The sequence below is a fragment of the Moorena sp. SIO4E2 genome, assembly GCF_010671945.1.
In the GTDB taxonomy this organism is placed as follows: Bacteria; Cyanobacteriota; Cyanobacteriia; order Cyanobacteriales; family Coleofasciculaceae; genus Moorena; species Moorena producens.
In genome coordinates, this window is sequence record NZ_JAAHIE010000048.1 from 1 (window position 1) to 26,599 (window position 26,599).

Genomic DNA, 26,599 nt, shown 5'->3' on the forward strand with positions numbered 1-26,599 from the left:
GCAGTACTCGCCCCTCCAAATATTTTTTGAAAAGGTATATCCCATCCCAGTTGCCTTTTTAACAAATTCCGCAATTCACCTGCCATCAAAGAATCTAGCCCCATATCTATAAGAGGTTGAGCTACATCTATTTGAGAAGCACTCATAGCCAATATTTTGGCTATTTTTCCTACGAGGTACTCCATCAATATGCTTTCTCGCTCCTCTAATGAAACTGCTTTTAGCCTCTGTAAAATGCTATCATTTTCCCTTTTGGTTGCAGCCATTGAGGCAGTTAATTCCTGCCAATCAGCTAAGAAAGGCCATTCAGCTATTCTTTCTTCCAAAGCCAACCAATCAATCGGTACTACTCCTACTTCAGTATCATCAGTACCACTCATTAGTAGTTCTAGAGACTCTAAAACCTGAGCAGGAGCGATCGCACCCAAACCCTTCTTCTGTAGACTAACATCTGCACCTCGTTCTGCTGCTTCTCCCACTTCACCTACTATTCCCCAGTTAATGCTCAACCCAGGCAATCCTAGACTTCGACGATAATAAGCTAAACCATCTAGAAATCCATTTGCTGCAGAATGATTTCCCTGACCTGGTGAACCAAATAGAGAGGCTATCGAAGAAAACATCACAAAAAAGTCTAATTGCTGGTTTTGGGTCAATTGATGCAAGTGCCAAGCTCCTTGCACTTTCGGAGACATCACTTTCTCAAAACTAGGCCAATTCTGGTTTTGTAGCATTCCATCTGACAACATTCCCGCCGAGTGTATTATTCCTGCTAATGGCCTGTTTAACTGCTCTATATTAGCCACCACTCTTGTCATCGATTCCCAATCAGATACGTCTGCTTTTTCCACTACTACTTCCGCTCCAGCCATTTCTAACTCAATTATTTTTTCCTCCACAGTATCATCGGGTGCCCTACGTCCTAATAATATTAAGTGCTTGGCTCCCTTCTCTACCATCCAACGGGCTACCAGTAAGCCTAAACCTCCCATTCCCCCTGTAATCAAGTAGTTAGCTTCCTCACGGAAACTCACCGATTTTTTGCTTGTTGCATCTGCTACTACCCTTTGCTGATGATGACTTGCAACCAATCTTGGCACATAACGACCATTTCCTCGCTGTGCTATTTGGTCCTCCTTATCTTCCGACCAGATTTCCTCAAATAGTCCATTAGCTTGACACTCTTTCGTCTCCTCTGGGTCTAAATCTATGCAGACACAGTTGAATTCCGGGTGTTCTAAACTAATTACTTTCCTCATTCCCCATAGTGAAGATTGGGTTACTCCTGGTATTATCGGTGCATTTGACGGTACAGGTTGAGAGCCACAAGTCACTAACCATAACCGAGGGGCTGTTGGTAACTCAGCTTTGACTAAAGCTTGCACTAAATATAATGTTGTAGCACACCCCAATTTAGATAAATTTTCTAATTCCTCAGATTTAATAGTTTTACCTAATCCCACTTCTGTTGTCCAACATTGCACTATTCCATACAATGATGGTGATTTAACTGCTACCGCCTCTATCAGTTGTTCATATTCCGACTGGTTATTAGGATTAATCCTCAATTCTTCTGGAGATATCTGCTGATATTTCTCTCCTGCAAATACTAAGATACACACTTCTCCTATCGATTTCAGTTGCCGTGCTAAGTGTTGAGCTATTCCTTGTTTGTCTGCTAGTATCAACCAACTCTTCGGTTTCTTCTCCGTTTTTTGTTTTGTTGGAGCTGCTTGAGCTACAATCACCTTTTGCCCTGACAATCCTTGTGTCTTTTCCTGTACTTCTGGTATAGCTACTACTTCAGTAAAACCTGTTTCTCTCAAAACTCTGTTCCACTGGTCAAAACTTAGCAGAGGGTAGTCTGGTCGTAATTCATAATCGGTGAATTTCCACCATCCTTCTAATAGTCCAAATACTAAATCCAACCATCGCTGAGGTGTTGTTGCTTCATACAATACTAATATTCCTCCTGGTGCTAATAGTTGTCGCACATTGGATAATGTCTCCTTGATACTTGTAGTTGCATGGAGTACATTTGCCGCAATAATTATATCGTACTGATGAGCACCGAATCCTTGACTGTTTGGGTCTACTTCTATATCTAAGGTTTTATACACTACAAATCGATAATCCGAGAATTTATCTTGCGCCTTACTGGTAAATAATTGTCCGATATCGGTGAATATATATTCTGTTTGCTGGGGATTTAGGTGAGGCAGGACATAACTACTTGTTCCTCCGGTTCCTGCTCCGATTTCCAACAACCTTATCCCTCGGCTTGGCGGTAATTTCTCTATAGCTTTATTAATAGTATTTTGTACTATCGTGTTCATCAGTTTAGCTACAGTAGACTTTTCATAAAGTTGGGTAGCGGTAGTCAAATCTCCTTGAGGGAATACCAACTCTACTGGGTCTATTTCTCCTCGTAGTACCATACTTAGTTGAGACGCACACCGATCCAGTAGTGTCAATGCTGCTGCTTCCTCTGGATATTGGCTCAGTAAACTCTGGTTTTTTTGAGTCGGGTTGACTTTCTCTAAGGTTTGTTTTACCTCCCACTGCAGTTGAGCAAATTCCAGTACTCCTAATTCTTTTAAGATTTGGAGGAGACGCATAAATAATCGTTCTTGGGTGGGAACTATACCTAAACGTTGAACTGCTGCATCAGCCTCAAAGCTCTCTTTCGCCTTATATGACCAACCTATCTCCAGCAAGCCTTGAACTATATAATCTACGCTTAATTCTTCTAACTTTGTGCTGATTTCTGAGGCTTTGCGATCATCTATCTGAGTTAATAATTCTATCAGAGTAGGAGTTAATTGTTGGGCAATTTCTATAGGAGGAAGCAAAAAATCAGGAGGTAGTAACTGACCTAAGCGACCTTTAGCTCTCCATTCTACTTCATACAGGCAATTAGTTATTGATTTTACTTCTAGTGGGGTCTCTTGAGTGGCAAGTTTTAGTTGTAAGCCTTTAATTGTGGCAATGATTTCTCCTTCTAGACTCGCTACAGTCAGTTGAGCAGTTAGGATTTTTTGATCTTCTATGAATTCACTCACCGATGCATACACCCAGAGACTTTTCTCTGGAGGAGCATATATTTTTAACTGCTCTATTCCTACTGGCAGATAAGTGTTGTTATTTGTTTGTGGTAGAGCCTGACCAGCTACTTGCAAAGCTGCATCTAACAATGCGGGATGGAATTGATAGTTGGTGATTTCTTTTGTCAAGGCTTCGGGTAACTTAATCTGTGCCAAGGCTTGGTGTGAACCCAACCACAATTGTTGAACTCCTTGGAAACTAACTCCGTAATTCAGCCCCAGTTGCCGAAATTTTTGATAATGTTCTTGGACTTTTATTGGCTGAGTACACTCTGCTTGGTATTTTGCCCGGTCTATAGCTCTCAGTGTGCTTTCCTGTGAATCAGCTCTGATTTGCCCTTCTGTGTGGAGTATCCACAATGGCGTATCTTGATTTTCCTGATTTTTATAACTAAAAATCTCAAACTTATAAGAGCCGTTTTCTAAGGGTGTGAGGATGGTTTGGACTGTTGTTAAGTCAATTTCTTGTAGAATCAGCCCTCGCCCAATAATTACATCTTCTAACACCACATGCTGAGATTTGGACAAATTCACTCCCGCTGCCAAGGCTATTTCTAAGTACCCTGTGGCTGGAAACAGGACTTGGCTAAACACTTCATGGTGCTTGAGGTAAGCTGGTCGATCTCCGGCTAGTAAAGATTCAAAACAAAATTGATTTTTTAAAGCTGCTACTTGTAGTTTGATACCTAGTAAGGGATGTAAAACTTTTTCCCCATCAACTTGCTGTGTCTGAAACTTCCGCTTGCTCTCTGGCCAATATCGTTCTCGTTGGAAAGGATAGGTTGGTAATACTACTTTCTCACGGTTATAGTTTTGGTCAAATCCTGACCAATCTACTTTGGCTCCTTGTACATACAGTTTTCCTAAACTATCCAACATTTGCTGCCATTCATCTACTCCTGGACGTAATGATGGCAACCATACACCTACCTCTTCCGGTAGACATTGCCTTCCCATCCCCAATAAAATTGGTTTGGGTCCAATTTCCAGGAATAAATCATATCCTTCCTCCTGCATAGTTATCATACTCTGGGCAAACCTCACTGGTTGCCGCACATGACGAGCCCAATATTTCCCAGAAGTCATCTCCTCTCCCACCAGTTTGCCAGTAACATTTGATATCAGTGGTATCTTAGGCTCATGGTAGTTGATTTCTTCTGCTACTGCTTCAAATTCTGCCAACATGGGTTCCATCAGAGGAGAATGGAAAGCATGGGATACTTGTAGTTGTTTGGTTTTGATGCCGACTGATTCTAGGTGAGTTGCGATCGCTCTTACTGCTTCTTCCTCACCAGAAATGACTATACTTTCGGGTCCATTGATGGCTGCTATGGCTACTTTTTCTTCCAACGACATCGCCTTGAAAATCTCTCGCACTTTCGACTCTGAGGTCATCACTGAAACCATTGCTCCACCAGCAGGTAATTTCTGCATCAAAGAGCCCCTAGCAGCAATTAGTTTCAAACCATCTTCTAAACTCAGTACTCCTGCTACAGTTGCTGCGACATATTCTCCAACGCTATGACCCATGACCACATCTGGTTTAATTCCCCAGGATTGCCAGAGTTTGAATAGTGCATATTCTATGGCAAATAGAGCAGGTTGAGTGTAAGCGGTTTGGTCTAGTAGGGATGAACCGGACTCATCTGTGTCTGTAGGATAGAGGATTTCTCGTAATGACTTATCCTGGAAAGTTTCTAGGCTACTGAGGATTTGCTCACATTGGTTAATCGCTTCACGGAAAGTTGGTGCTTGTTGATACAACTGCCTGCCCATGTTCACATATTGTGAACCTTGTCCTGTGAATAAAAAGGCGATTTTAGGTGTTGTGGTGTTTAATAGTGCTCCTGAGTAGATTCCGGTTACCTCTTCTCCCTGTTGGTGCTGTTGGAGTTTTTCAGCTAATTCTTTTGGGTTAGAGGTGACAACAGCTAGTCTGTGGTTAAAGTGGTTACGTCCTGTGTTAGCCGTATAGCAAATATCGGCTACCCCTAATTGGGGATGAGTTTGGAGATAATTGTGATAACTACTGACTAACTCACCAAGAGCAGTTTTAGTTTTCGCTGAGAGAGTTAATAAATGAACTGAACGTTCTATGTAATCTTCACTGTTGCCTGTTGCCTTCCATCCTTGGGGGGACACAGGGGAGGTTTGCCTGTTGCCTTCTCTTGGTACTTCTTCTAAGATTATATGAGCATTTGTACCACTAAAGCTGAAGGAACTCACTCCCGCAATACGAGTTTTACCATTGGTTTGCCAAGGGGTGAGTTGAGTCGAGACTTGTAGTGGTAATTGTGACCAATTAATATAAGGATTAGGCTGGTTAAAATGGAGTGATGGTGCTATTTGTTGATGCTGTAGTTGCAGGACTACCTTCATCAACCCTGCTATTCCTGCTGCTACCTCTAAATGGCCAATATTAGTTTTAACTGTACCAATGATTAATGGTTGCTCTTGGGAGTGGGTTTTCCCAAATACCGTTCCTAACGCTCCGACTTCAATGGGGTCTCCCAAGGAAGTTCCAGTACCATGAGCTTCAATATAACTGACACTGGCGGGCTCCACACCCCCATTTGCTAAGGCTTGGCGAATCACAGCTTCTTGAGATGGACCATTAGGTACTGTTAAACCACCACTCAGACCGTCTTGATTAACAGCTGTGCCACGAATCACTGCCAGAATATTATCCCCATTGGCTAGTGCGTCAGAGAGTCGTTTCAAGACAATTATTCCACATCCTTCCCCACGCACATAACCATTTGCTGAAGCATCAAAAGTCTTGCAGCGACCATCAGGAGATAACATTTGGGCTTGAGAGAATATAATACTAAGCTCTGGAGAAAGGAGTAGATTCACGCCCCCAGCTAAAGCCAGATTACATTCTCGTTGTCGCAAACTCTGACAAGCCAGATGCACGGATACCAAAGACGAAGAGCAAGCAGTTTCTACTGCCAGACTAGGTCCAGTGAGCCCCAAGATGTATGATAAACGACCTGTAGCAGCACTCGGCGCATTACCTGTACCCCAATAAGCCTGTGGCATCTCAGAGGTTGCCAGCTTACTTTGATAATTGCTATTACCAATGCCAATGAATACTCCTGTCAGACTATTTAATAACTTTTCTGGGAGTATGTTAGCCCTTTCTATTGCTTCCCAACTAACTTCCAGTAATAAGCGTTGTTGAGGGTCTAAGCTTTGAGCTTCTCGGGGAGAAATCCCGAAAAATGCGGCATCGAAGCCATCTATTTGTGAGATAAAACCACCGTCGCGGGTAGAAATTTTGCCGGGAGCATCTGGGCCGGGGTCATAGTAGTTATTAATGTTCCATCGTGATAATGGTACTTCAGAGATAGCATCTACTCCATCATTGAGTAATTGCCAGAATGCTTCAGGAGAATCTACTCCGCCAGGGAAGCGACAACTCATGCCAATGATGGCAATTGGCTCAATCTGGGCAGACTTGAGAGCTTGCAATTCGGACTGCATTTCCTTTAATGCAATTAGTGCCCGTTTTGTTGCTGACAAAGAGTTTGCCGTATTTAGAGATTCCGAAATATTTTCCATATCTTTAAAGTATTCTACTCCTAGAAATTCATATTTTCTAATTCTTGAAGCAAAATATTTTGAGCTTCTGATTCTGATAGTTGTTCTATTTCTTGTTGTAAATTTGATTGGTTTACTTCTTCTGATTCTTGCTGAACAAGAACAACTGCTGACTCTCCCGAGAATACCTTAATGGAGAGATAATTTACTAAATTTTCTACAGTAGGATAGTCAAAAAACAGTGTTGAACTTAAACTTGTCTCTAAGGTTGACTCCACTTGATTTCTCAATTCCATAGCCATCAGAGAATCTAATCCTAAATCAAACAAAGGTTGGCGCATTCCTATCTTTTGTCCATCTGTCCAACCCAAGGTTTTGGCTATCAATGAGCGAATCTTATTGGTTAATAACTGTTGACGTTCTGAAACCGGTGCTGCTTCTAATTGTTCTCTAAATACTGACTTTTTGGTGAATGACGGTTCAGTGGAAATCAAAGCCTCCAAAAAAGGCATCTTCTGCACACCGGGCATCTGCCTAAAAAACTCAGACCAATTAACTGGGAACACCCCTACTTGGCTTTGAGAGCCTGATAACAATGAACCTAATGCTTGCATTCCTGATTCGGGGTCAATGGCCACTACCCCGCTACTCTGCATTCGATTTTGATGTTCCCTTGCTAAACGAGCTGCCATTCCTGCTGTCGCCCATGCTCCCCAGTTAATACTTAATCCTGGTAATCCCTGACCTTGACGATAGTGGGCGATCGCATCCATAAAAGCATTGGCAGCAGCATAGTTTCCTTGACCATAATTCCCCAACATCGAAGCCATAGAGGAGAAACAAACAAAGAAATCTAAAGGTAAATCCCGAGTCAGTTGATGTAAATACCAGGTTCCCGACACCTTGGGAGCCATAACTTTTGTAAATCTATTCCAGCTCATCTTTTGTAAGACTCCGTCATCCAACACCCCAGCAGCATGAATCACTCCTTTAAGTGGAGGTAACGAAGCAGATATCCCCTCTAAGATTTTGATGACAGACTCTTGAGTAGAAATATCCCCTAACAAAACACTGACTGATGCTCCTGCTGCTTCTAATTCCTCTATGATTTTTTGTGCAGTTTTATTCGGACTCCGACGCCCAGTTAATACTATATGTTTTGCTCCCTCTTTCACCATCCATTGGGCTACTTCTAAGCCTAAAGCTCCTAAACCTCCTGTAATCAAATAACTTGCTTCTGGTTTGATATATTTTGACTCATCTCTAGTTTTTGCCATAGAAACTACGACTTTTCCTATATGCTTACCTTGCTGCATATATCGGAAGGCAGCTTTTACTTCTGTACTAGGAAATACTTTATAAGATAATGCTTTCAGTGTTCCTTGCTGACACTGCTGGTTCAATTCCTCTGAAATTTTGGCAGTTAAATCTGGTTGTTGTTGGATTATCTCTCCCAGATCAAAAGGGAAGTAATCAGCATCTGGTCGCTTCTGCATCACCTTTTGTTTGTCCCAAATCCCTATTTTGCCAATTTCTACAAATCGCCCTTGGGTAGCTAACACAGCAAAACTCTTATCAATAAAGTCTCCATTTAGACTATTTAAGACTATATCTACACCTTTTCCCTGAGTCAGACTCATTATTTGATCGGCAAACTCTAAAGTGCGAGAGTTCATTATGTGTTTAATGCCCATAGACTTGAGAAACTCCCACTTAGGAGGACTCGCAGTCGCGAATACTTCTGCTCCTGTCTGTAGTGCGATTTGAACTGCCGCTTGCCCTACACCACCAGCAGCAGCATGAATTAATACTCGCTCTCCTGGCTGAATTTTAGCTAAGTGTTGTAATCCATAGTAAGCTGTGGCAAAGGTCAATGGTAAAGTAGCTGCTTCCGTAAAACTCAAATTTTTCGGTTTAGCCATCACTAACTCAGCCGGAGTAGTGACAAAGCTACTGAACCCATTATGAACCAAAGCCATCACCTCATCTCCCACCTGCCACTGAGACACATTGTCTGCCACAGATGCAATAACGCCTACACATTCTAAGCCAAAGTTAAGTTGAGCTACGTCAGTAATACCTAATACCTGAGCATAATATTCTTTCAGTAACCCCAAGGAATTGAGTACATCTCGGAAGTTTAAACCCACTGCTTTGACTTGAATTTCTACTTCATTCCCTTGTGGAGGACGGCGCTGCATTACTTGCCACTTGAGGTTGTCTATCAGTCCATATTCAGACAACTTCAATTCCAGTGGTTGATTTTCTAATCCTAATTTTTCTTCTAAGCTCGATTTCGGCTTTTGTTGTCGTACTAATCTTGCTACATAACGGACTCCCTGACGAATTGCTATTTGGTCTTCATTATTCTTAGAAAATACTTCATCTACTAAACTGGGGAGCATTTCCGAAACATTCGTTTTGGGGTCTAAGTCTATTCGGCCACACTTTAATTCTGGGTGTTCTAGACTAATAACACGCCCTAGTCCCCATAGAGTTCCTTGTTGGGGTTGCACCACTTCTGCTTCATCCAATATACTCTGAGTCCCTTGAGTAACTAACCACATCGGTGTTACATTAGTCAATCCAGCTTGAACTAAGGCTTGCACTAAATGTAACGCTGTTGCACAACCAAGTTGTTGAGCTGTTTGTAAATCCTCAACTTCATTTATTATACCCCATAAATGCAAAATGCCCTTAATATCTGAATTATCTTGGAGCAGTTTGAGAAATTGTTCAGCTACAGTGGGATTAATTTGATAATGTTGAGCATCTAATTGCTGATACTCTGAACCTGGGGATACCCAAATATAGTTCTGTCCTCTCTCTTGTAGATACTTCCCGACCGAGTCTACCAATTCATCAGTAAGTGCAAATACTAACCATTTCCCAGAGCCATTTTCATCAGATTTTGAAACTTTTGTTAAGGGTTGAGCTTCCCAGTTGATTTCATAAAACCAATCACTTAAATCTGAATCCAGAGTCATTAGTAATGCTTTGGGATTCGCTTTCCTTCCCTCAAAACCATTAACCTCAGCCACCAATGCCCCAGTTTGGTCAAATAATTGTATTTCTGCTTTCAGCAGTTTTTCCTCTGATGCTCCTTCTTTCAATCCACGGGTATAACACCAAAGCGAACCATTCTCAGGGCGCTGATAAAAAGTAAACTTCTCTATACTGAAGGGCACAAAAGTTTCATTTTTGTCACCAGCAAGACTGAGATTAAGTGCAGCCACTGACTGAAAGCATGAGTCAATTAAGGCAGGATGTATTTGATACTTAAGGGCATCTAACACTGTCTCAGGTACTTTCATTTGACACAGAATTTCTCCCTCTCCTAACCATACTTGGTCTATCCATCTAAAACTCTCCCCTAATTTAATTTTTCTATCCCATAGACTCTGGTAAATTTCTGTGCTTTCAACTTTTTGACTACAACGAGATTGAATTTCTTTGATGGTTTCTAGAGACTGCTGGGAGGACTCCATAGTAGGGTAAATCTTGCCTGTAGCATGCAGAGCCCAAGAATTATCACCATTGGAAGAGCTAGAAGAGCTATCAAAACTAATTACTTGAAATGAGTATGAACTATCCTGTGGAGTAAAAGCTACCTGAACAGTACGTAATCCTTGTTCCGGAATTGCTAAGGCTTGGGGAAATAGAATATCCTCTAGTTGACATTGGGTTGCAGAAAATGTTAGAGAGGCGCTTGCTAACAATAGAGAAATGTGACTGGCACCAGGTACTACCACTTTTTCATATATTCGGTGGTCTGCTAAAAATGGTAGGGCGTGGGTACTAAACTCAGATTCAAAAAATATGTCTTTTGATAAAGGAGATTGAAACTTTCGATTAATCAGAGGATGAAGTTTTGTTGTAGAGATACCTTGAGTATTAGCTGTTTCAATCCAATACCTTTCCCGCTGAAATGGATAAGTTGGCAAGATTACTTTCTGATTAGTATAATCTCGGTCAAACCCTGACCAATCTACTTGGGCTCCTTTTACATACAATTGTCCTAAACTTGAGAGCATTTGTTGCCATTCTTCTACTCCAGGACGTAAAGATGGTAACCATACTGCCACATCTTCTGGTAAACATTGACGTCCCATCCCCAGTAATATTGGTTTGGGTCCCACTTCCAAGAATACCTTATAACCTTCCTCATCCAGAGTTTTCATACTCTGGGCAAACTTCACTGGTTGTCGGACATGATTTACCCAATATTTAGCGGTAGTAATTTCTGAACTCACCTTTTGACCAGTAACATTAGAAATGAGTGGTATCCGAGGCTGACTATAGTTGACTTCTTGAGCTACTGCTTCAAACTCTGCCAACATTGGCTCCATTAACGGAGAGTGAAAAGCATGGGACACCTGTAAATGTTTAGTCTTAACTCCCATTGCTTCTAACTTACTGCAAATGGTTGCGATCGCTTCACTTTCACCAGAAATCACCATACTTTCTGGTCCATTAATCGCTGCTATTGTCACTTGAGAACTATATTCTCCTATGGCCTCTGTCACCAGAGATGCTGATGCCATTACAGATACCATTTCACCACCAGAGGGTAACTGTTGCATCAACCTGCCCCGCATGGCGATTAATTTCAGACCATCCTCTAAACTGAAAACCCCTGCTACAGTTGCTGCCACATATTCTCCTACACTGTGACCCATGACTACAGTTGGTTTAATTCCCCAAGATTCCCATAACTTGAACAAAGCATATTCAATCGCAAATAGAGCAGGTTGGGTATAACCTGTTTGGTCTAACAAATTCGAGGTTGACTTTTGTACATCTTTAGGAAAAATAACCTCTAATAGGGGATATTCTAGATAGGGTTGTAGAATTTGGTCGCATCGCTCTAAAGCTTGGCGGAAAGTTGGTTGAGTTTCATACAATTGCTTACCCATATCCACATACTGGGAACCTTGGCCTGTGAATAAGAAAGCTAGCTTAGAACTTGCGCTACCACTATCAAATTCTCCACAAGATAGTCCAACTACTTCCTTTCCTGTTTTTTGATCAAGTAGCTTTTCTGCTAATTCCTTTTGGTCAGAAGCAATAACTGCTAGTCGATTCTTAAAATGTTTCCTTCCTGTATTGGCCGTGTAACATACATCTGCCACAGCAAAATCTGGATAAGTTTCTAAATGCTTTTGATAATTACTGACTAAATCTTCTAAAGCTTTTTCTGTTTTTGCCGATAGAGTTAATATATGAATTGGACGTTCGGCAATATCCTCACTTCCGACTTCTGACTTCTGACTTCTGACTTCTGCAGGAGCTTCTTCTAAAACTATATGAGCATTGGTGCCACTAAAACCAAAAGAACTAACCCCAGCTATGCGACTTTTACCATTTGTTTGCCAAGGGGTGAGCTGAGTCGAGACCTTTACTGGTAATTGAGACCAATTAATATAAGGATTAGGTTGGTTAAAATGTAGTGATGGTGCTATTTGTTGATGTTGCAGTTGCAGGACTAACTTGAGCAAACCTGCTATTCCTGCCGCTCCTTCGGTGTGACCAATGTTCGTCTTAACCGAACCAATGATTAATGGCTGTTCAACAGAGTGGGTTTGGCCAAATACCGTTCCTATGGCTTCGACTTCAATGGGGTCCCCCAAAGCAGTTCCTGTACCATGAGCTTCAAGATAACTAACACTTGTTGGGTCTACTTCCCCGTTTGCCAAAGCTTGACGGATGACTGATTGTTGAGAAGGTCCATTAGGAACCGTTAAACCACTAGTATCACCATCTTGATTGATGGCACTGCCCCGAATTACTGCCAGAATATTGTCCTGGTCTGCTACTGCATCTGATAAACGTTTGAGTACAACAATACCGCATCCTTCACCACGGACAAAGCCATCAGCAGAAGTATCAAAAGTCTTGCACCGACCATCAAAGGATAACATACGAGCCTTAGAAAAGTTGATGCTAAATTCCTGAGATAGCAAGAGATTGACCCCTCCAGCCAAGGCTAGATTACATTCTTGATTCCTTAAACTCGAACAGGCCAAATGGATACTTACTAATGAAGAGGAGCAAGCTGTGTCTACTGCCAAATTCGGTCCAATTAGTCCCAGAATATAGGAAATTCGCCCTGATGCTGTACTGTGGGCATTGCCTGTAGCTACATAGGCATCAAATTGTTCTGGACCTTGACTGAATATACGTTGGGTATAGTCGTTGCCACAAATACCAATAAATACACCTGTTGGGCTTCCTTGGAGTTGTTGCGGATTTTTGCCTGAATTTTCTAGAGCTTCCCAACTGACTTCTAGGAGTAATCTCTGTTGAGGGTCTAGATGGATGGCTTCCTTGGGAGAAATACCAAAAAAATTGTTATCAAACTCCTGAAGTTTGTTGAGAAATCCTCCATAGCGAGTATATATTTTACCAGGACTGTCTGGGTCTGGGTCGTAATAATCATCAAGGTGCCATCGGTCTTGTGGTACTTCAGTGATCGCATCTACTCCGTTTTGTAAAATATCCCAGAAGGCTTCTGGAGTAGATGCACCTCCAGGAAAGCGACAACCCATACCAATGATCGCGATTGGTTCTGATTTGTCCTTACTTTTTAGTGCATCAAGTTCAGCTTCCAACTTAGCTATCTTGTCTGATGCCATTTTCATCAGTTTGGCATATTCTTGCACCTGAGTACTACTCATTGAAATACCTCCTAATTGGCTCCTAGTTGTTCTGCCAGCCTTTTAGCAATATCGTCTATTTCGATAAGTTGCTCGCTTTCATCTGGTACCTCCTCTTTTTCAGCTAGTAAGTCTTTAACTAAATAATCTACCAGTTTCTCTACCGTGGGATAATCAAAAGCCAGAGAAGATGGCAGTGAACAATCTAAACTGGATTGCAACTTATTCCTCAACTCGACAGAACTTAAAGAATCCATGCCTAGGTCAAAAAAGCCTGTCTCTAATGAAATGGATTCGGGATTATTGATTCCTAATACCAGAGCTAATTGACGACGGACATGAGCTACTAATAAAGAGCGACGTTCGTTAGGTTCTGTTGCCTCCAGCTTTAACAGAAATTCTGACTTAGACGTTTCAGAAGTGGTTTGGATTGTTTCCTGCCAATCTGCCAAGAAAGGCCATTGGGCTAATCTCTCCTGCCAAGCTGACCACTCAAGGGGAATCACTCCTACTTCTACATCCTCACCACTCATCAGTAGTTCTAGAGACTCTAATACCTGAGTTGGAGAAATTACACCCATACCCTGCTTGGATGCCCTCATATCAGCACCCCTTTCTGCCGCCTCTCCCACTTGAGCAACGGCTCCCCAATGAATGCTCAATCCCGACAATCCCATCCCGCGACGATAATGGGCTAACCCATCAAGAAACCCATTAGCTGCCGAATGATTTCCCTGACCAGGTGAACCCAACAGAGATGCTGCCGAAGAAAACAGCACAAAAAAGTCCAATGGTTGATTTTGAGTCAATTGATGCAAATGCCAAGCACCTTGCACTTTCGGTGCCATCACTTGCTCAAAGCTAGACCAACTTTGGTTTTGTAACACTCCATCCGACAACATCCCTGCTGAATGAATTACCCCTGCTAGTGGTATGTTGGACTGCTCAATCTTGTGCAGCACTCTGGTCATTGATTCAAGATCAGACACGTCGGCTTTTTCCACTACCACGGAAGCGCCAGCCATTTCTAACTCTGTTATTTTTTTCCTAATAGCATCATCCGGTGAACGGCGTCCCAACAATACCAAATGTTTAGCTCCCTTAGACACCATCCAATTAGCTACCAGTAAACCCAAACCTCCCATACCTCCTGTAATCAAATAGCTAGCTCCAGAACGGAAACTTAAAGGCTTTTGAGTCGTACCATCAGCAAGTTGTGTTTGACTCACCACAATCTTGCCTATATGTTTGGCTTGCTGCATATAACGGAAGGCATCAATGACTTTCTCTATGGGAAATACCTTCACTGGTGGTGGTTGTAGTAAACCGTTGCTCAACTTATCTTTCAACCCTTGCAACATAGAATTGATTAATCCCGGTTGCTCTATTGATTCTTTGACTAAATCCACTACAAAATAAGATACATCAGGTCTGACTGCTGCTACTTGGCTTGAATCCCAGACTCCTCGCTTGGAGATTTCCACAAACCGACCACCAGAACTTACTACTGAGAGACCCTTGCTAATAAATTCCCCAGAAGTCAGAGAGTTGAGTACAATATTTACTCCTTGACCTTGAGTGATTGCCATCACCTGGTCAGCAAACTCCACTGTCCGGGAATTCATAATGTGTTTGACTCCCATCTGTCGTAGCGCTTCCCATTTGGGAGGACTGGCGGTAGCAAAAACTTCTGCTCCTGCTTGCTGCGCGATTTGAACCGCAGCCATCCCTGTTCCTCCGGCTGCGGCATGAATTAAAACGCGATCGCCAGCCTGAATCTTGGCCACATGATGCAAAGCATAATAAGCTGTTAAAAAATTAGCTGGAATAGATGCTGCTTCTTCAAAGCTCAGATTTTCTGGCTTGATAACTACATAGGTAGCATCAACAGTTACATACTGACTAAAGCTGCCGTGAGCCATAGCCATAACTGTATCCCCTATATGAAAGCCTGTGACTTTTGACCCTACAGCTACTACTTCACCCGCACACTCTCCACCAAAACTGTCCATCTCTACTAAGTGTTTTTGAGACATTCCATCCACTTGCTGAGGGACTAATCCTAATGCAGATACTACATCTAGAAAATTCAATCCTGTTGCCTTAACTCTAATTTCTACTTCCCCTGCTCCTGGCGAACGTCTAGTAACTGGCTCTAGGATTAAGTTATCTAAACTACCCTTCTCGGAACTTCCTAGTTTGAATGGTTGAGATGGCACCAACTGTTGTGCCACTGGTTGCCGATGACGACTACCCACCAACCGAGCCACATAACGACCATCTCCACGCCATGCCACCTGGTCTTCCCTATCCTCCGACCAAATTTCTTTAAATAGCGCATCAGCTTGACCCTCTATAGTCTCCTCTGGGTCTAAATCTATACGAGTACAGTTTAACTCTGGATGTTCCAAGCTAATCACTTTTCCCATTCCCCACACCGAAGATTGAGTTACTCCTGGTATGACCGGATGATTTGACGGCACCGCTTGAGCACCACTCGTCACTAACCATAACCGGGGTGATTGAGATAATCCGGCTTTGACTAAGGCTTGTACCAAAGATAAGGTTGTGCCGCACCCTAGCCGAGATAAGTTTTCTAATTCCTCAGAGTTGATAGTTTTACCTAGCCCTGCTTCGGTTGTCCAAGATTGTACTACTCCCGATAAAGATGGTGATTTGGCGGCTAGAGTCTCTATCAGTTGCTCAAATTCTGAGAGGTTGTCGGGGTTAATGGTAAATTCTTCCGGGGCAAGCTGTTGATAGCTCTCTCCTGCAAATACTAAGGTACAAACGTCTCCTACTGAGCGCAGTTGGCTAGCTAAGTGTTGAGCAATTCCTTGAGTGTCTGCTAGTATCAACCAACCTTTCGATGTCTCCTTCGTTTGTTCTAAGGTTGTGGTAGCTGCTTGGGCTACAATCACCGTTTGCTCTGACAAAGCTTTTGCCATTCCCTCCACTTCTGGCAAGGTAACTACTTGAGTAAAACCTGTTTCACTCAACACCTTTTTCCACTGCTGGCGACTCAGCAGTGGGTAGTCTGGTCGTAATTCATAATCACTGAATTTCCACCATCCTTCTAATAGTCCAAAGATTAAATCCGCCCACCTAATCCGAGTTGTTGCTTCATACAAGACCAACATTCCCCCTGGTGCCAACAGTTGCCGCACATGGGATAAGGTTTGCTTGAGACTTGCGGTTGCATGGAGGACATTGGCCGCAATAATTACATCATATTGATGAGATTCAAATCCTTGGCTGGTCGGGTCTACCTCTATATCTAAGGTTTGATAGCCCAGGAATCGATAATCCCGGAATTTCTCTTGGGCTTTACTGGTGAACAATGCCCCAATATCGGTAAATATATATTCTGTTTGGTTGGGATTGAGATGGGGCAGAATATAGCTAGTTGTCCCTCCTGTTCCAGCTCCGATTTCCAACAACCTTATCCCTCGGATCGGTGGTAATTTCTCAATAGCTTGAGTGATGGTTTTTTGCACGATCGTGTTCATCACTTTCGCTACACTTGAGTCTTGATACAGTTGGGTTGCTGTGGTTAAATCTCCTTGAGGGAACACCAATTGTACTGGGTCTATTGCTCCTCTTAGTACGACCGCTAGTTGAGATGCACAACGGTCTAATAATGTCAATGTTGCTGTTTCCTGTGGATATTGACTCAGTAAACTCTGGCTTTGTTGAGTCGGGTTGACTTTCTCTAAGGTTTGTTGCACCTGCCACCGTTGTTGCTGGCACTGGAGTATTCCTACTTCTGCTAAGATTTCTAGCAAACGCTGGAACAGTCGTCGTTGGCTCGGAACTATGGCTAAACGTTGGACTGCTGCCTCCAAGTCGAAGCTCTCTGTTGGCTGGTATGACCAACCCATTGACCCCAAGGCTTGCACTATATAATCTACGCTTAATTCTTCTAAGCTCCTGCCAATTTCTGAGGTACGAGCATTATCTACTTGAGTTACTAATTCTGTTAGACTGGGAGTTAATTTTTGGCTAATTTCTACAGGAGGTATCAGGAAATATGGTGGTAGTAGTTTACCGAAAATACCTTTGTTTATCCACTCTACTTCATACAACCAATCTGTTATTGATTCGGTTTCTGTTCCCAGTAGAGTCTGTTTTGTTGCTAGTTTGAGTTGTAAACCTTTGAGGTTGGCAATTATTTCTCCTGAAGGAGTTACTATGGTGACAATAGTCGTTAAACTTTCTGGAGTTTTCACTTCGGGACTGGTTACTGATGCGTAAGCCCATAAACTTAGCCCGGGATTCTTATATAGTTTGAATTCTTCTATTCCTACTGGCAGATAAGTTTTATCACTATCCGTTTCTGGCAGTGCATGAGATATTACTTGAAAGGCTGCATCTAATAGTGCTGGATGGAAATTATACTCCCCTGTTTCTGTTATCAATTCTTCGGGTAGTTTGATATAAGCTAGTGCTTGGTTTGAACCCGACCACAATTCTTGAATGCCTTGGAAGCTATTTCCGTAGTCTATCCCCAATTGTTGACATTTTTGATAATGTTGTTTGACTTCTATTGCTTGATTACATTCACTCTTGTATTTTTCTATGTCAATTTTTGTCTGAGTAGCGGGGGTTGACTCTTTTCTGATTTTTCCTGTGCTATGGAGTCTCCACTCTTCTTCTTCAAGTTGAGAAAATATTTTAAACTTGTAGCTTTGGTTGTCTGTTGGGGTGAGTATGGTTTGGGCATTTGTCAATTCTCCTGCTGGTAGTATCCATCCTCTACCTATGGTTAGGTCTTCTACTACTATCTGGGGTGTTTTTAATTGATGATTTCCTGCTGCTATTGCTATTTCTAGGTAGCCGGTTGTGGGAAATAGTGCTTGATTAAATACTCGGTGATGGCTGAGATAATTGGGTGATTTTTCTCCTATTTGTGATGCAAATATTTGTTGTTCCCCTGCACAATTTAGCTTTTGACCTAATAGGGGATGGAGGTTTTCCCCTTTTGAAAATTTCTGTTTAGGCCAGAAGTTGTTGTTGGTTTCTATCCAATAACGTTCCCGTTGGAATGGATAAGTCGGCAATGCTACTTTCTGACGACTATAGTCAGAGTCAAACCTTGACCAATCTATTTTGGCTCCTTTTACATACAATTGTCCTAAGCTATAGAGCATTTGTTGCCACTCATCCACTCCTGGACGCAATGATGGCAACCATTCTCCCACATCTTCTGTTAAACATTGCCTTCCCATTCCTAACAATATTGGTTTGGGTCCCACTTCCAAGAATACCTTATAACCTTCCTCATCCAGAGTTTTCATACTCTGGGCAAACTTCACTGGTTGTCGGACATGATTCACCCAATATTTAGCAGTAGTTATTTCTGAACTCACCTTTTGACCAGTAACATTAGAAATGAGTGGTATCCGAGGCTGACTATAGGTGACTTCTTGAGCTACTGCTTCAAACTCTGCCAACATTGGCTCCATTAACGGGCAATGAAAAGCATGGGACACCTGTAAATGTTTGGTCTTAACTCCCATTGCTTCTAACTTACTGCAAATGGTTGCGATCGCTTCACTTTCACCAGAAATCACCATACTTTCTGGTCCATTAATCGCTGCTATTGTCACTTGTGAACTATACTCGCCTATAGCCTCTGTTACCTGAGATTCTGATGCCATTACAGATACCATTTCACCACCAGAGGGTAACTGTTGCATCAACCTGCCCCGCATGGCGATTAATTTCAGACCGTCCTCCAGACTAAAAACCTCTGCCACACAAGCTGCTACATATTCTCCGACACTGTGACCCATCACTGCATCTGGGTTTATGCCCCATGATTGCCATAACTTAAACAGAGCATATTCTATAGCAAACAGAGCCGGTTGGGTATAAGCAGTTTGGTCTAGTACAGAGGAGCTTGAATGCTGTGGGTGTTGAGGATAGAGAACTTGATTGAGTGGAGATTCCAGATACTGCTGTAAGATTTGCTCACATTGATCTAAGGCTTGACGGAAAGTCGGTGCTTGTTCATAGAGTTGCCTTCCCATGTTGATGTATTGGGAACCTTGACCTGTGAATAACAACGCAATTTTCGATGCTGTGGTCTTGTTGGACAGTTCTCCTGAACTGATTCCTGCTACTTGTTCTCCTTGTTGGTGCTGTCGAAGTTTTGTGACTAATTCGTGTTGGTTTGAGGCGACAACCGCTAGTCTGTGCTTGAAGTGAGTACGTCCAGTGTTGGCAGTATAACATAGATCGGCCACACCTAATTTGGGATGAGTTTTTAGATAATTTTGATAACTACTGACCAACTCATCAAAAGCTGTTTCGGTTTTAGCTGATAGAGTTAATATATGAATTGGACGTTCTAAATCTTCTTCACTTCCGACTTCTGACTTCTGACTTCTGACTTGAATTGGAGCTTCTTCTAAAATGGCATGAGCATTTGTACCACTAAAACCAAAGGAACTTACTCCAGCGAGGCGACTTTTCCCATTCCTTTGCCAAGGGGTCAGCTGGGTCGATACTTCTACTGGTAAGTCCGACCAATTAATATAAGGATTAGGCTGGTTAAAATGCAGTGATGCTGCTATTTTTTGCTGTTGCAGTTGCAGGACTACCTTCATCAAACCGGCAATTCCTGCTGCTACTTCTAAGTGACCTATGTTAGTTTTAACTGTCCCAACACTTAAGGGGTTTTCTTGAGAGTGAGTTTTTCCAAATACTGTTCCTATGGCTTTGACTTCAATCGGGTCTCCCAAAGAAGTTCCTGTCCCATGAGCTTCAATATAACTAACACTTGCTGGGTCTACTCCCCCATTTTCGAGGGCTTGACGGATCACAGCTACTTGAGACGGGCCATTAGGTACTGTCAATCCACCACTTGGTCCGTCTTGATTAACAGCAGTTCCACGAATTACTGCCAGAATATTATCCTGATTGGCTACAGCGTCTGAAAGTCGCTTCAAAACAATTATTCCGCATCCTTCTCCACGGACGTAACCATTAGCCGAAGCATCAAACGTCTTACAACGACCATCGGGAGATAACATTTTGGCTTTAGAGAAAACAATACTCAACTCAGGAGATAGGAGTAGATTCACACCACCAGCTAAAGCCATATGGCATTCTCGCTGTCTGAGGCTCTGACAAGCTAGATGCACAGATACTAAGGAGGAAGAGCAAGCGGTTTCTACTGCCAGATTAGGTCCTGTCAGTCCCAATATGTATGATAAACGACCTGTAGCAGCAGAAGGCACATTACCTGTCCCCCAATAAGCCTGTGGCATCTCACAGGTGGCCAGCTGATTTAAGTAATCGTTACTACCAATGCCAATAAATACTCCTGTCAGACTATTAAACAATTTATCCGGGACGATGTTAGCCCTTTCTATTGCTTCCCAACTTACTTCTAGCAAGAGGCGTTGTTGGGGGTCTAAGCTTTGAGCTTCTCGGGGTGAAATCCCAAAAAATGGGGCATCGAAGCGATCTATGTGTGAGATAAAACCACCATCGCGGGTATAAAGTTTACCTGGAGCATCTGGAGAAGGGTCATAGTAGTCATCAATGTTCCATCGCGCTAATGGTACTTCTGCGATCGCATCTACTCCATCATGGAGTAGTTGCCAGAATGCTTCAGGAGAGTTGACTCCACCAGGGAAGCGACAACTCATGCCAATTATCGCTATGGGTTCCTTGCTTTGAGCTTCGTATTTTTCTAATTTTGAGCGTGCATCTTTAAGGGCTATAAGTGCTTTTTGTAAGGGGGATAGTGGTTGTTCTGATTCTTTTTTTATGATCATTATGTCTTCCAGTATAGCATTATATTTTGTAAATTCTAATGTTGTATTAGATTAATTTTTCTAATGCTTCAATTTCTTCAAGAACTGATGCTTCTAGTTCAGTTTCTGAGAGTTGGGTGACATCTGATAACTGGGATGAGTGCTCCCCAGGAACATCTTCCTCCTTTAATTTCTTTTCTGTTTCATCAAAGAAATCTAGAGGAATGACATCATTGGTTAAATACTCTACCAGTGCTTCTACCATAGGATAATCAAATAACAGTGTTGAACTTAAGCTTGCTTCTAAACTTGACTCCAAGCGATTTTTTAATTCCACGGCCATCAAAGAATCTAAGCCTAATTCAAACAAAGGCTGTCGCATTCCAATCTTTTGTGCATCTGTCCAGCCTAAGGTTTTGGCGATCACCGAGCGAATCTGAGTTGTTAATAACTCCTGACGTTCTGAAACGGCTGCTGCTTCTAGTTGTTCCCTAAATGCCGACTTTTGGGTTAATGATGGCTCAGTGGAAATCAAAGCGGACAAAAATGGCATCTTTTGCCCACCCGGTAGTTGGCTGACAAACCTTGACCAATTAACCGGGAACACCCCCACTTGGCTTTGGGACTCCGATAACAATGACCCCAATGCCTGCATTCCCTGTTCTGGTTTGATGGCAATCATGCCACTCCGATCAAGCCGCTGCTGATTAAAACTATCTAAACGAGCGGCCATGCCTCCTGCTGCCCATGCTCCCCAGTTAATACTCAATCCTGGTAATCCCTGCCCTCGACGATAGTGAGCTACTGCATCCATAAAACCATTAGCGGCGGCATAGTTTCCTTGACCTGGTGAACCCAACATCGAAGCCATCGACGAGAAACAGACAAAGAAATCTAAGGGTAAATCCTGGGTCAGTTGATGCAAATACCAAGTTCCTGCCACCTTTGGTGCCATCACTTTGGTAAACTGCTGCCAATTCATGTTTTGCACTAACCCGTCATCCAATACCCCAGCTGCATGAATCACCCCTTTGAGTGGGGGTAATGATGCTGATATTTCCTGTAGTGTCAAGGCTACATCCTCTTGATTGGAAATATCTCCTAATAATACACTGACATGGGCTCCAGCTGTTTCTAACTCCTCTATTACTTTTTGTGCGGTTGGATTCGGAGCCCGACGCCCCATTAAGGCTAGATGCTTCGCTCCTTGAGTGACCATCCATTGGGCTACTTCCAACCCTAAGGCTCCTAATCCTCCGGTAATTAAATAACTGGCTTCTGGTTTGATGGAGTTTGGCTGACCTGTGGCTTGTGGCATCTCCACAACTACCTTCCCTATATGCTTGGCCTGCTGCAGATACCGGAAGGCTGCTGCTATTTCTGTACTGGGGAATACTTTATAAGGTAAGGCTTTGAGTTTTCCTTGCTCCCATCGTTGAGTTAATTCCTCCGACAGTTGAGCCATTACACCTGGTTTTTGTTGGACTACTTCTCCTAAATCAAAGGGGTAGTAGCTAACATCTGGTCGTTTTTCCTTGACTTGCTGTTGGTCCCAAATCCGAATTTTGCCGATTTCGACAAATCTGCCTGTTGGAGCTAATACTTCTAAGCTTTTGGGAATGTACTCTCCGTTGAGGCTATTAAGGACTACATCTACTCCAACTCCAGCAGTGTGCTCCAGGATTTCCCCGGCAAACTCTAGGGTGCGGGAGTTCATGACGTGCTTAATGCCCAGGGATTTGAGAAATTCCCATTTACTCGGACTGGCTGTAGCCCATATTTCTGCCCCTGCTCCTTGGGCGATTTGCACTGCGGCTTGTCCGACACCTCCTGCTGCTGCATGAATTAATACTCGCTCTCCTGGTTGAATTTTGGCTAAGTTATGCAACCCGTAGTAGGCGGTGAGGAATGTCAGGGGTAGGGTGGCTGCTTCTGCAAAACTCATTTGTTTGGGCTTTGGCATCACATGCTCTACTGGGGCGGTGATGAAACTGCTGAAGCCGTCGTGGAGCATGGTGGCTATGACTTCGTCTCCTACTTGCCACTGTGAGACTTGTGCTCCTACGGCACTGATTTTACCAGCACATTCAAAACCAAAAGTCAGTTGCTGTGCACTGCTGATGCCTAGATGGGAGGCGTAGTAGTCTTTGAGCAATCCTAGGGCGTTGAGCACGTCTCGAAAGTTTAGTCCCACTGCAGCTACTTCGATTTCTACTTCCATAGCTTTTGGAACACGCCGCTGCATTGGTTGCCAGTTGAGATTGTCGATCACTCCGTATTCTGGCAGTTTTAATTGCACTGGTTGGTCGGCTGAGGTGATGGCCTGTTTGTGGTTTTTTTGTCCAAGTCTGGCTACATAACGACTGCCCTGACGTATGGCGATTTGGTCTTCTACATCTTCTGATAACAGCTCTGTGACTAGGGCTTCTAGGTTTTGAGTAATCGGCAATTCTGGGTCACAGTCGAGGCGTTTACAGCCTAATTCTGGGTGTTCTTGGGCTATGACTCGTCCTAGTCCCCATAAGCTTCCATACTCGGGGTTGATTACTTCTTGGTCTGAGTTGACCCTCTGAGTTCCTTGGGTGACTAACCACAGCTGCGGGATTTTTTCCGGTTTGCTGTTGACGATTGCTTGCACCAAATGCAGCGTTGCGGCACAACTTTGGGCCAGAATTGTCTCTAATTCTAGGTGGTCTTTGCCAACGAGTTCCGGCACACTCCACAGATGCACCACCCTTGTCATCCCTGGGTTTTCTTCTAGCAGTTGTTGGAATTGTTCAGCACTGGTGGGATTGATTTGATAGTGTTGTGGACTTAGTTGCTCATAGGTCTGTCCTGCTGATACTCTGATGCACTCGTGACCTTTGTGTTCTAGTGCTTCTACTAGGTGAGTATCTTCTGCCAATACTAACCATTTACTGGTTGCTGCTGGTGATGGGGTCGTTGATGGTAAGGCTTGAGCTTGCCAGTTGATTTGATAATACCAATGGCTGATATCTGGTTGCAGACTTCTCAACAGAGCATTGGCTGTGGTTGCCCTTACCCTTAATCCCTCTAGCTCGGCTAGTATCGTGCCCTGGTTGTCTACCAGCAAAATGTCTGCGGTTAAGCTAGTTTCTGGTATTTCTGCGATCGCCCATACCTGGCTTATTGTCTGACGATACAGTTTCAATTTTTCTATCCCTACTGGCAGATAGGTCTGGTCGGTTTCGGTTTTGTCTAGGGCATGACCTAGGATTTGTAGAGCTGCATCTAATAGGGCTGGATGTATCTGATAGTCTGTTACTTGTGCTGTTAATTCCTCTGGTAAGCCTATTTGCCCTAGGGCTTTCCTTTGACCTTTCCACAACTGTTTTATTCCTTGGAAACTGCTGCCGTAGTTAATCCCTCTTTCGAGACATTGTTGATAATGTTGTTTGATGTCTATGGCTTGACTACACTCTGTTTTGTATTTCTCTAGGTCGATTTTGCCTTTGCGGTTGGTAGTCGGCTCGGTGTAGATCTTTCCTTCGCTGTGCAACAGCCATTGGGGTGTCTGTTTATTTTCAGCAATGGATGTGCTAAATATCTCGAACTTATAGCTGTTGTTTTCTAAGGGGCTGACTACTGTTTGTATTGTCAAAATTTCTGTTTCTGGTAGGATTAACCCTCTTACTATGGCTACATCTGCTACTTCTACTTCGGCTTTGTTGAACAGAATTTTAGCGGCTGTTGCTGCCATTTCTAGGTAGCCTGTGGCTGGAAATAGCACTTTTTCAAATACTTGGTGGTGGTTTAGGTAGCCTGGGGATTCTGCCCTTAAGTATGATTGAAAACGATGTTGATTCTCTATTCCGGCTAGGTTGAGTTGTTCTCCTAGTAATGGGTGCAGATTTTTTTCTTTTGACCAATGCTGTTGCTGTTGGTAGCCATTTTGGGTTTCTACCCAATACCGTTCCCGTTGGAATGGATAAGTCGGCAATACTACTTTATTACGGCTATAATCTCGGTCAAACCCTGACCAATCTACCTTGACTCCGGCTACATATAACTGTGCCAAACTAGACAGCATCAACTGCCATTCATCTACTTCCGGACGTAACGACGGTAACCACACACCAAACTCTTCTGGGAGACACTGCCGCCCCATGCCTAATAAAATTGGTTTCGGTCCGATTTCTAGGAATATTTCATACCCTTTTTGGTGCAAGGTCTCCATACTTTGGGCAAACCTGACTGGTTCTAACACATGATTTACCCAATAGTTGGCTGTGGCAATGCTCTTGTCGGCTCGCACTCCTGTAATATTTGATATTAGTGGAATAGTCGGTTGATGGTAGGTGATTTGATGGGCTACTGCTTCAAATTCTGCCAACATCGGTTCCATCAACGGTGAATGGAAAGCGTGAGATACCTGCAACCTTTTGGTCTTGATTCCCTCAGCTTCTAATTTGTCACAAATAACACCAATGTCTTCACTGGCTCCAGAAATTACTACACTTAATGGTCCATTAATCGCAGCAATCGCTACTTTCTGTGTGTAGGTCTTGAGCAAATCACGCACTTTTGACTCCGATGCCATCACCGAAACCATCTCACCCTCACAGGGCAACTGTTGCATCAACCTTCCCCGGGTGGCAATTAGTTTGAGACCGTCTTCTAAACTAAAAATTCCTGCTACTGTTGCTGCTACATATTCTCCGACACTATGCCCCATGACTACATCTGGGTTTATGCCCCAGGATTGCCATAACTTAAACAGGGCATATTCAATGGCAAATAGGGCTGGTTGAGTATAAGTAGTTTGGTTAATATCTGAAGTGTTTATGTCTTGAGGCTGTTGAGGATAAATAACTTCCTTGAGCGGTTTTTCTAAATAGGACTGTAGGATTTGGTGACACTGGTCTAAGGTTTGACGGAAGATTGGCTCAGTGTCATAGAGTTGTCTGCCCATGTTGACATACTGGGAACCTTGACCCGTAAACAACAACGCAATTTTGGGTGAACTGTTACTACTGGGGATAATTCCGGTAAATACAGAGGAAACATCCTCTGTTGCTCTCGCCTTTGCCAGTTTTTCAGCTAAGTCCTCCTGATTAGAGGCGATAATTGCTAATCGATGCTGGAAGTGGGAGCGCCCTGTATTAGCAGTAAAACAGATATCTGCCAGATTAGCAGTGCCATTTTTCTCTAAAAATTCTTGATACTTCTGCACCAGTTCCCACAAAGCCAAATCATCTTTAGTCGATAGGGTTAATAGATGAACAGGACGTTCCCTACTGGTATCTGATAAGTGCTCATTGTTAACTGAACTTGGGGCTTCTTCTACGATGACATGGGCATTAGTGCCACTGAAACCAAAGGAACTAAGGCCAGCTAGACGAGGTTTATCTTCTATCTCCCAAGGAGTACCATCAGTCGGCACTAATACAGGTAATTGCTCCCAATTAATATAAGGATTGGGCTGATCAAAATGAAGATGGGGGGCAATCTGTTGATGTTGCAACTGCAATACTACTTTGATTAACCCCGCTATGCCCGCTGCTGCTTC

4 protein-coding genes are annotated in these 26,599 nt (G+C 43.1%); all 4 read right to left on the minus strand.

The features are described 5' to 3' along the window. Window positions 1–6,668: type I polyketide synthase (locus tag F6K37_RS08375; protein WP_287249471.1), on the minus strand; the 6,668-nt coding region annotated here is incomplete at its 3' end. Window positions 6,669–6,688: 20 nt separating this feature from the next. Continuing rightward, window positions 6,689–13,324: a type I polyketide synthase gene (locus F6K37_RS08380; RefSeq protein ID WP_287249473.1), complete on the minus strand. Its 6,636-nt coding sequence runs from the start codon at window positions 13,322–13,324 to the stop codon at window positions 6,689–6,691. Between the two features lie 11 nt (window positions 13,325–13,335). Further along, window positions 13,336–21,090: a type I polyketide synthase gene (locus F6K37_RS08385; RefSeq protein WP_287249475.1), complete on the minus strand. Its 7,755-nt coding sequence runs from the start codon at window positions 21,088–21,090 to the stop codon at window positions 13,336–13,338. A gap of 46 nt (window positions 21,091–21,136) precedes the next feature. Then, window positions 21,137–26,554: an SDR family NAD(P)-dependent oxidoreductase gene (locus F6K37_RS08390; RefSeq protein WP_502887731.1), complete on the minus strand. Its 5,418-nt coding sequence runs from the start codon at window positions 26,552–26,554 to the stop codon at window positions 21,137–21,139. Between the last annotated feature and the right edge of the window lie 45 nt (window positions 26,555–26,599).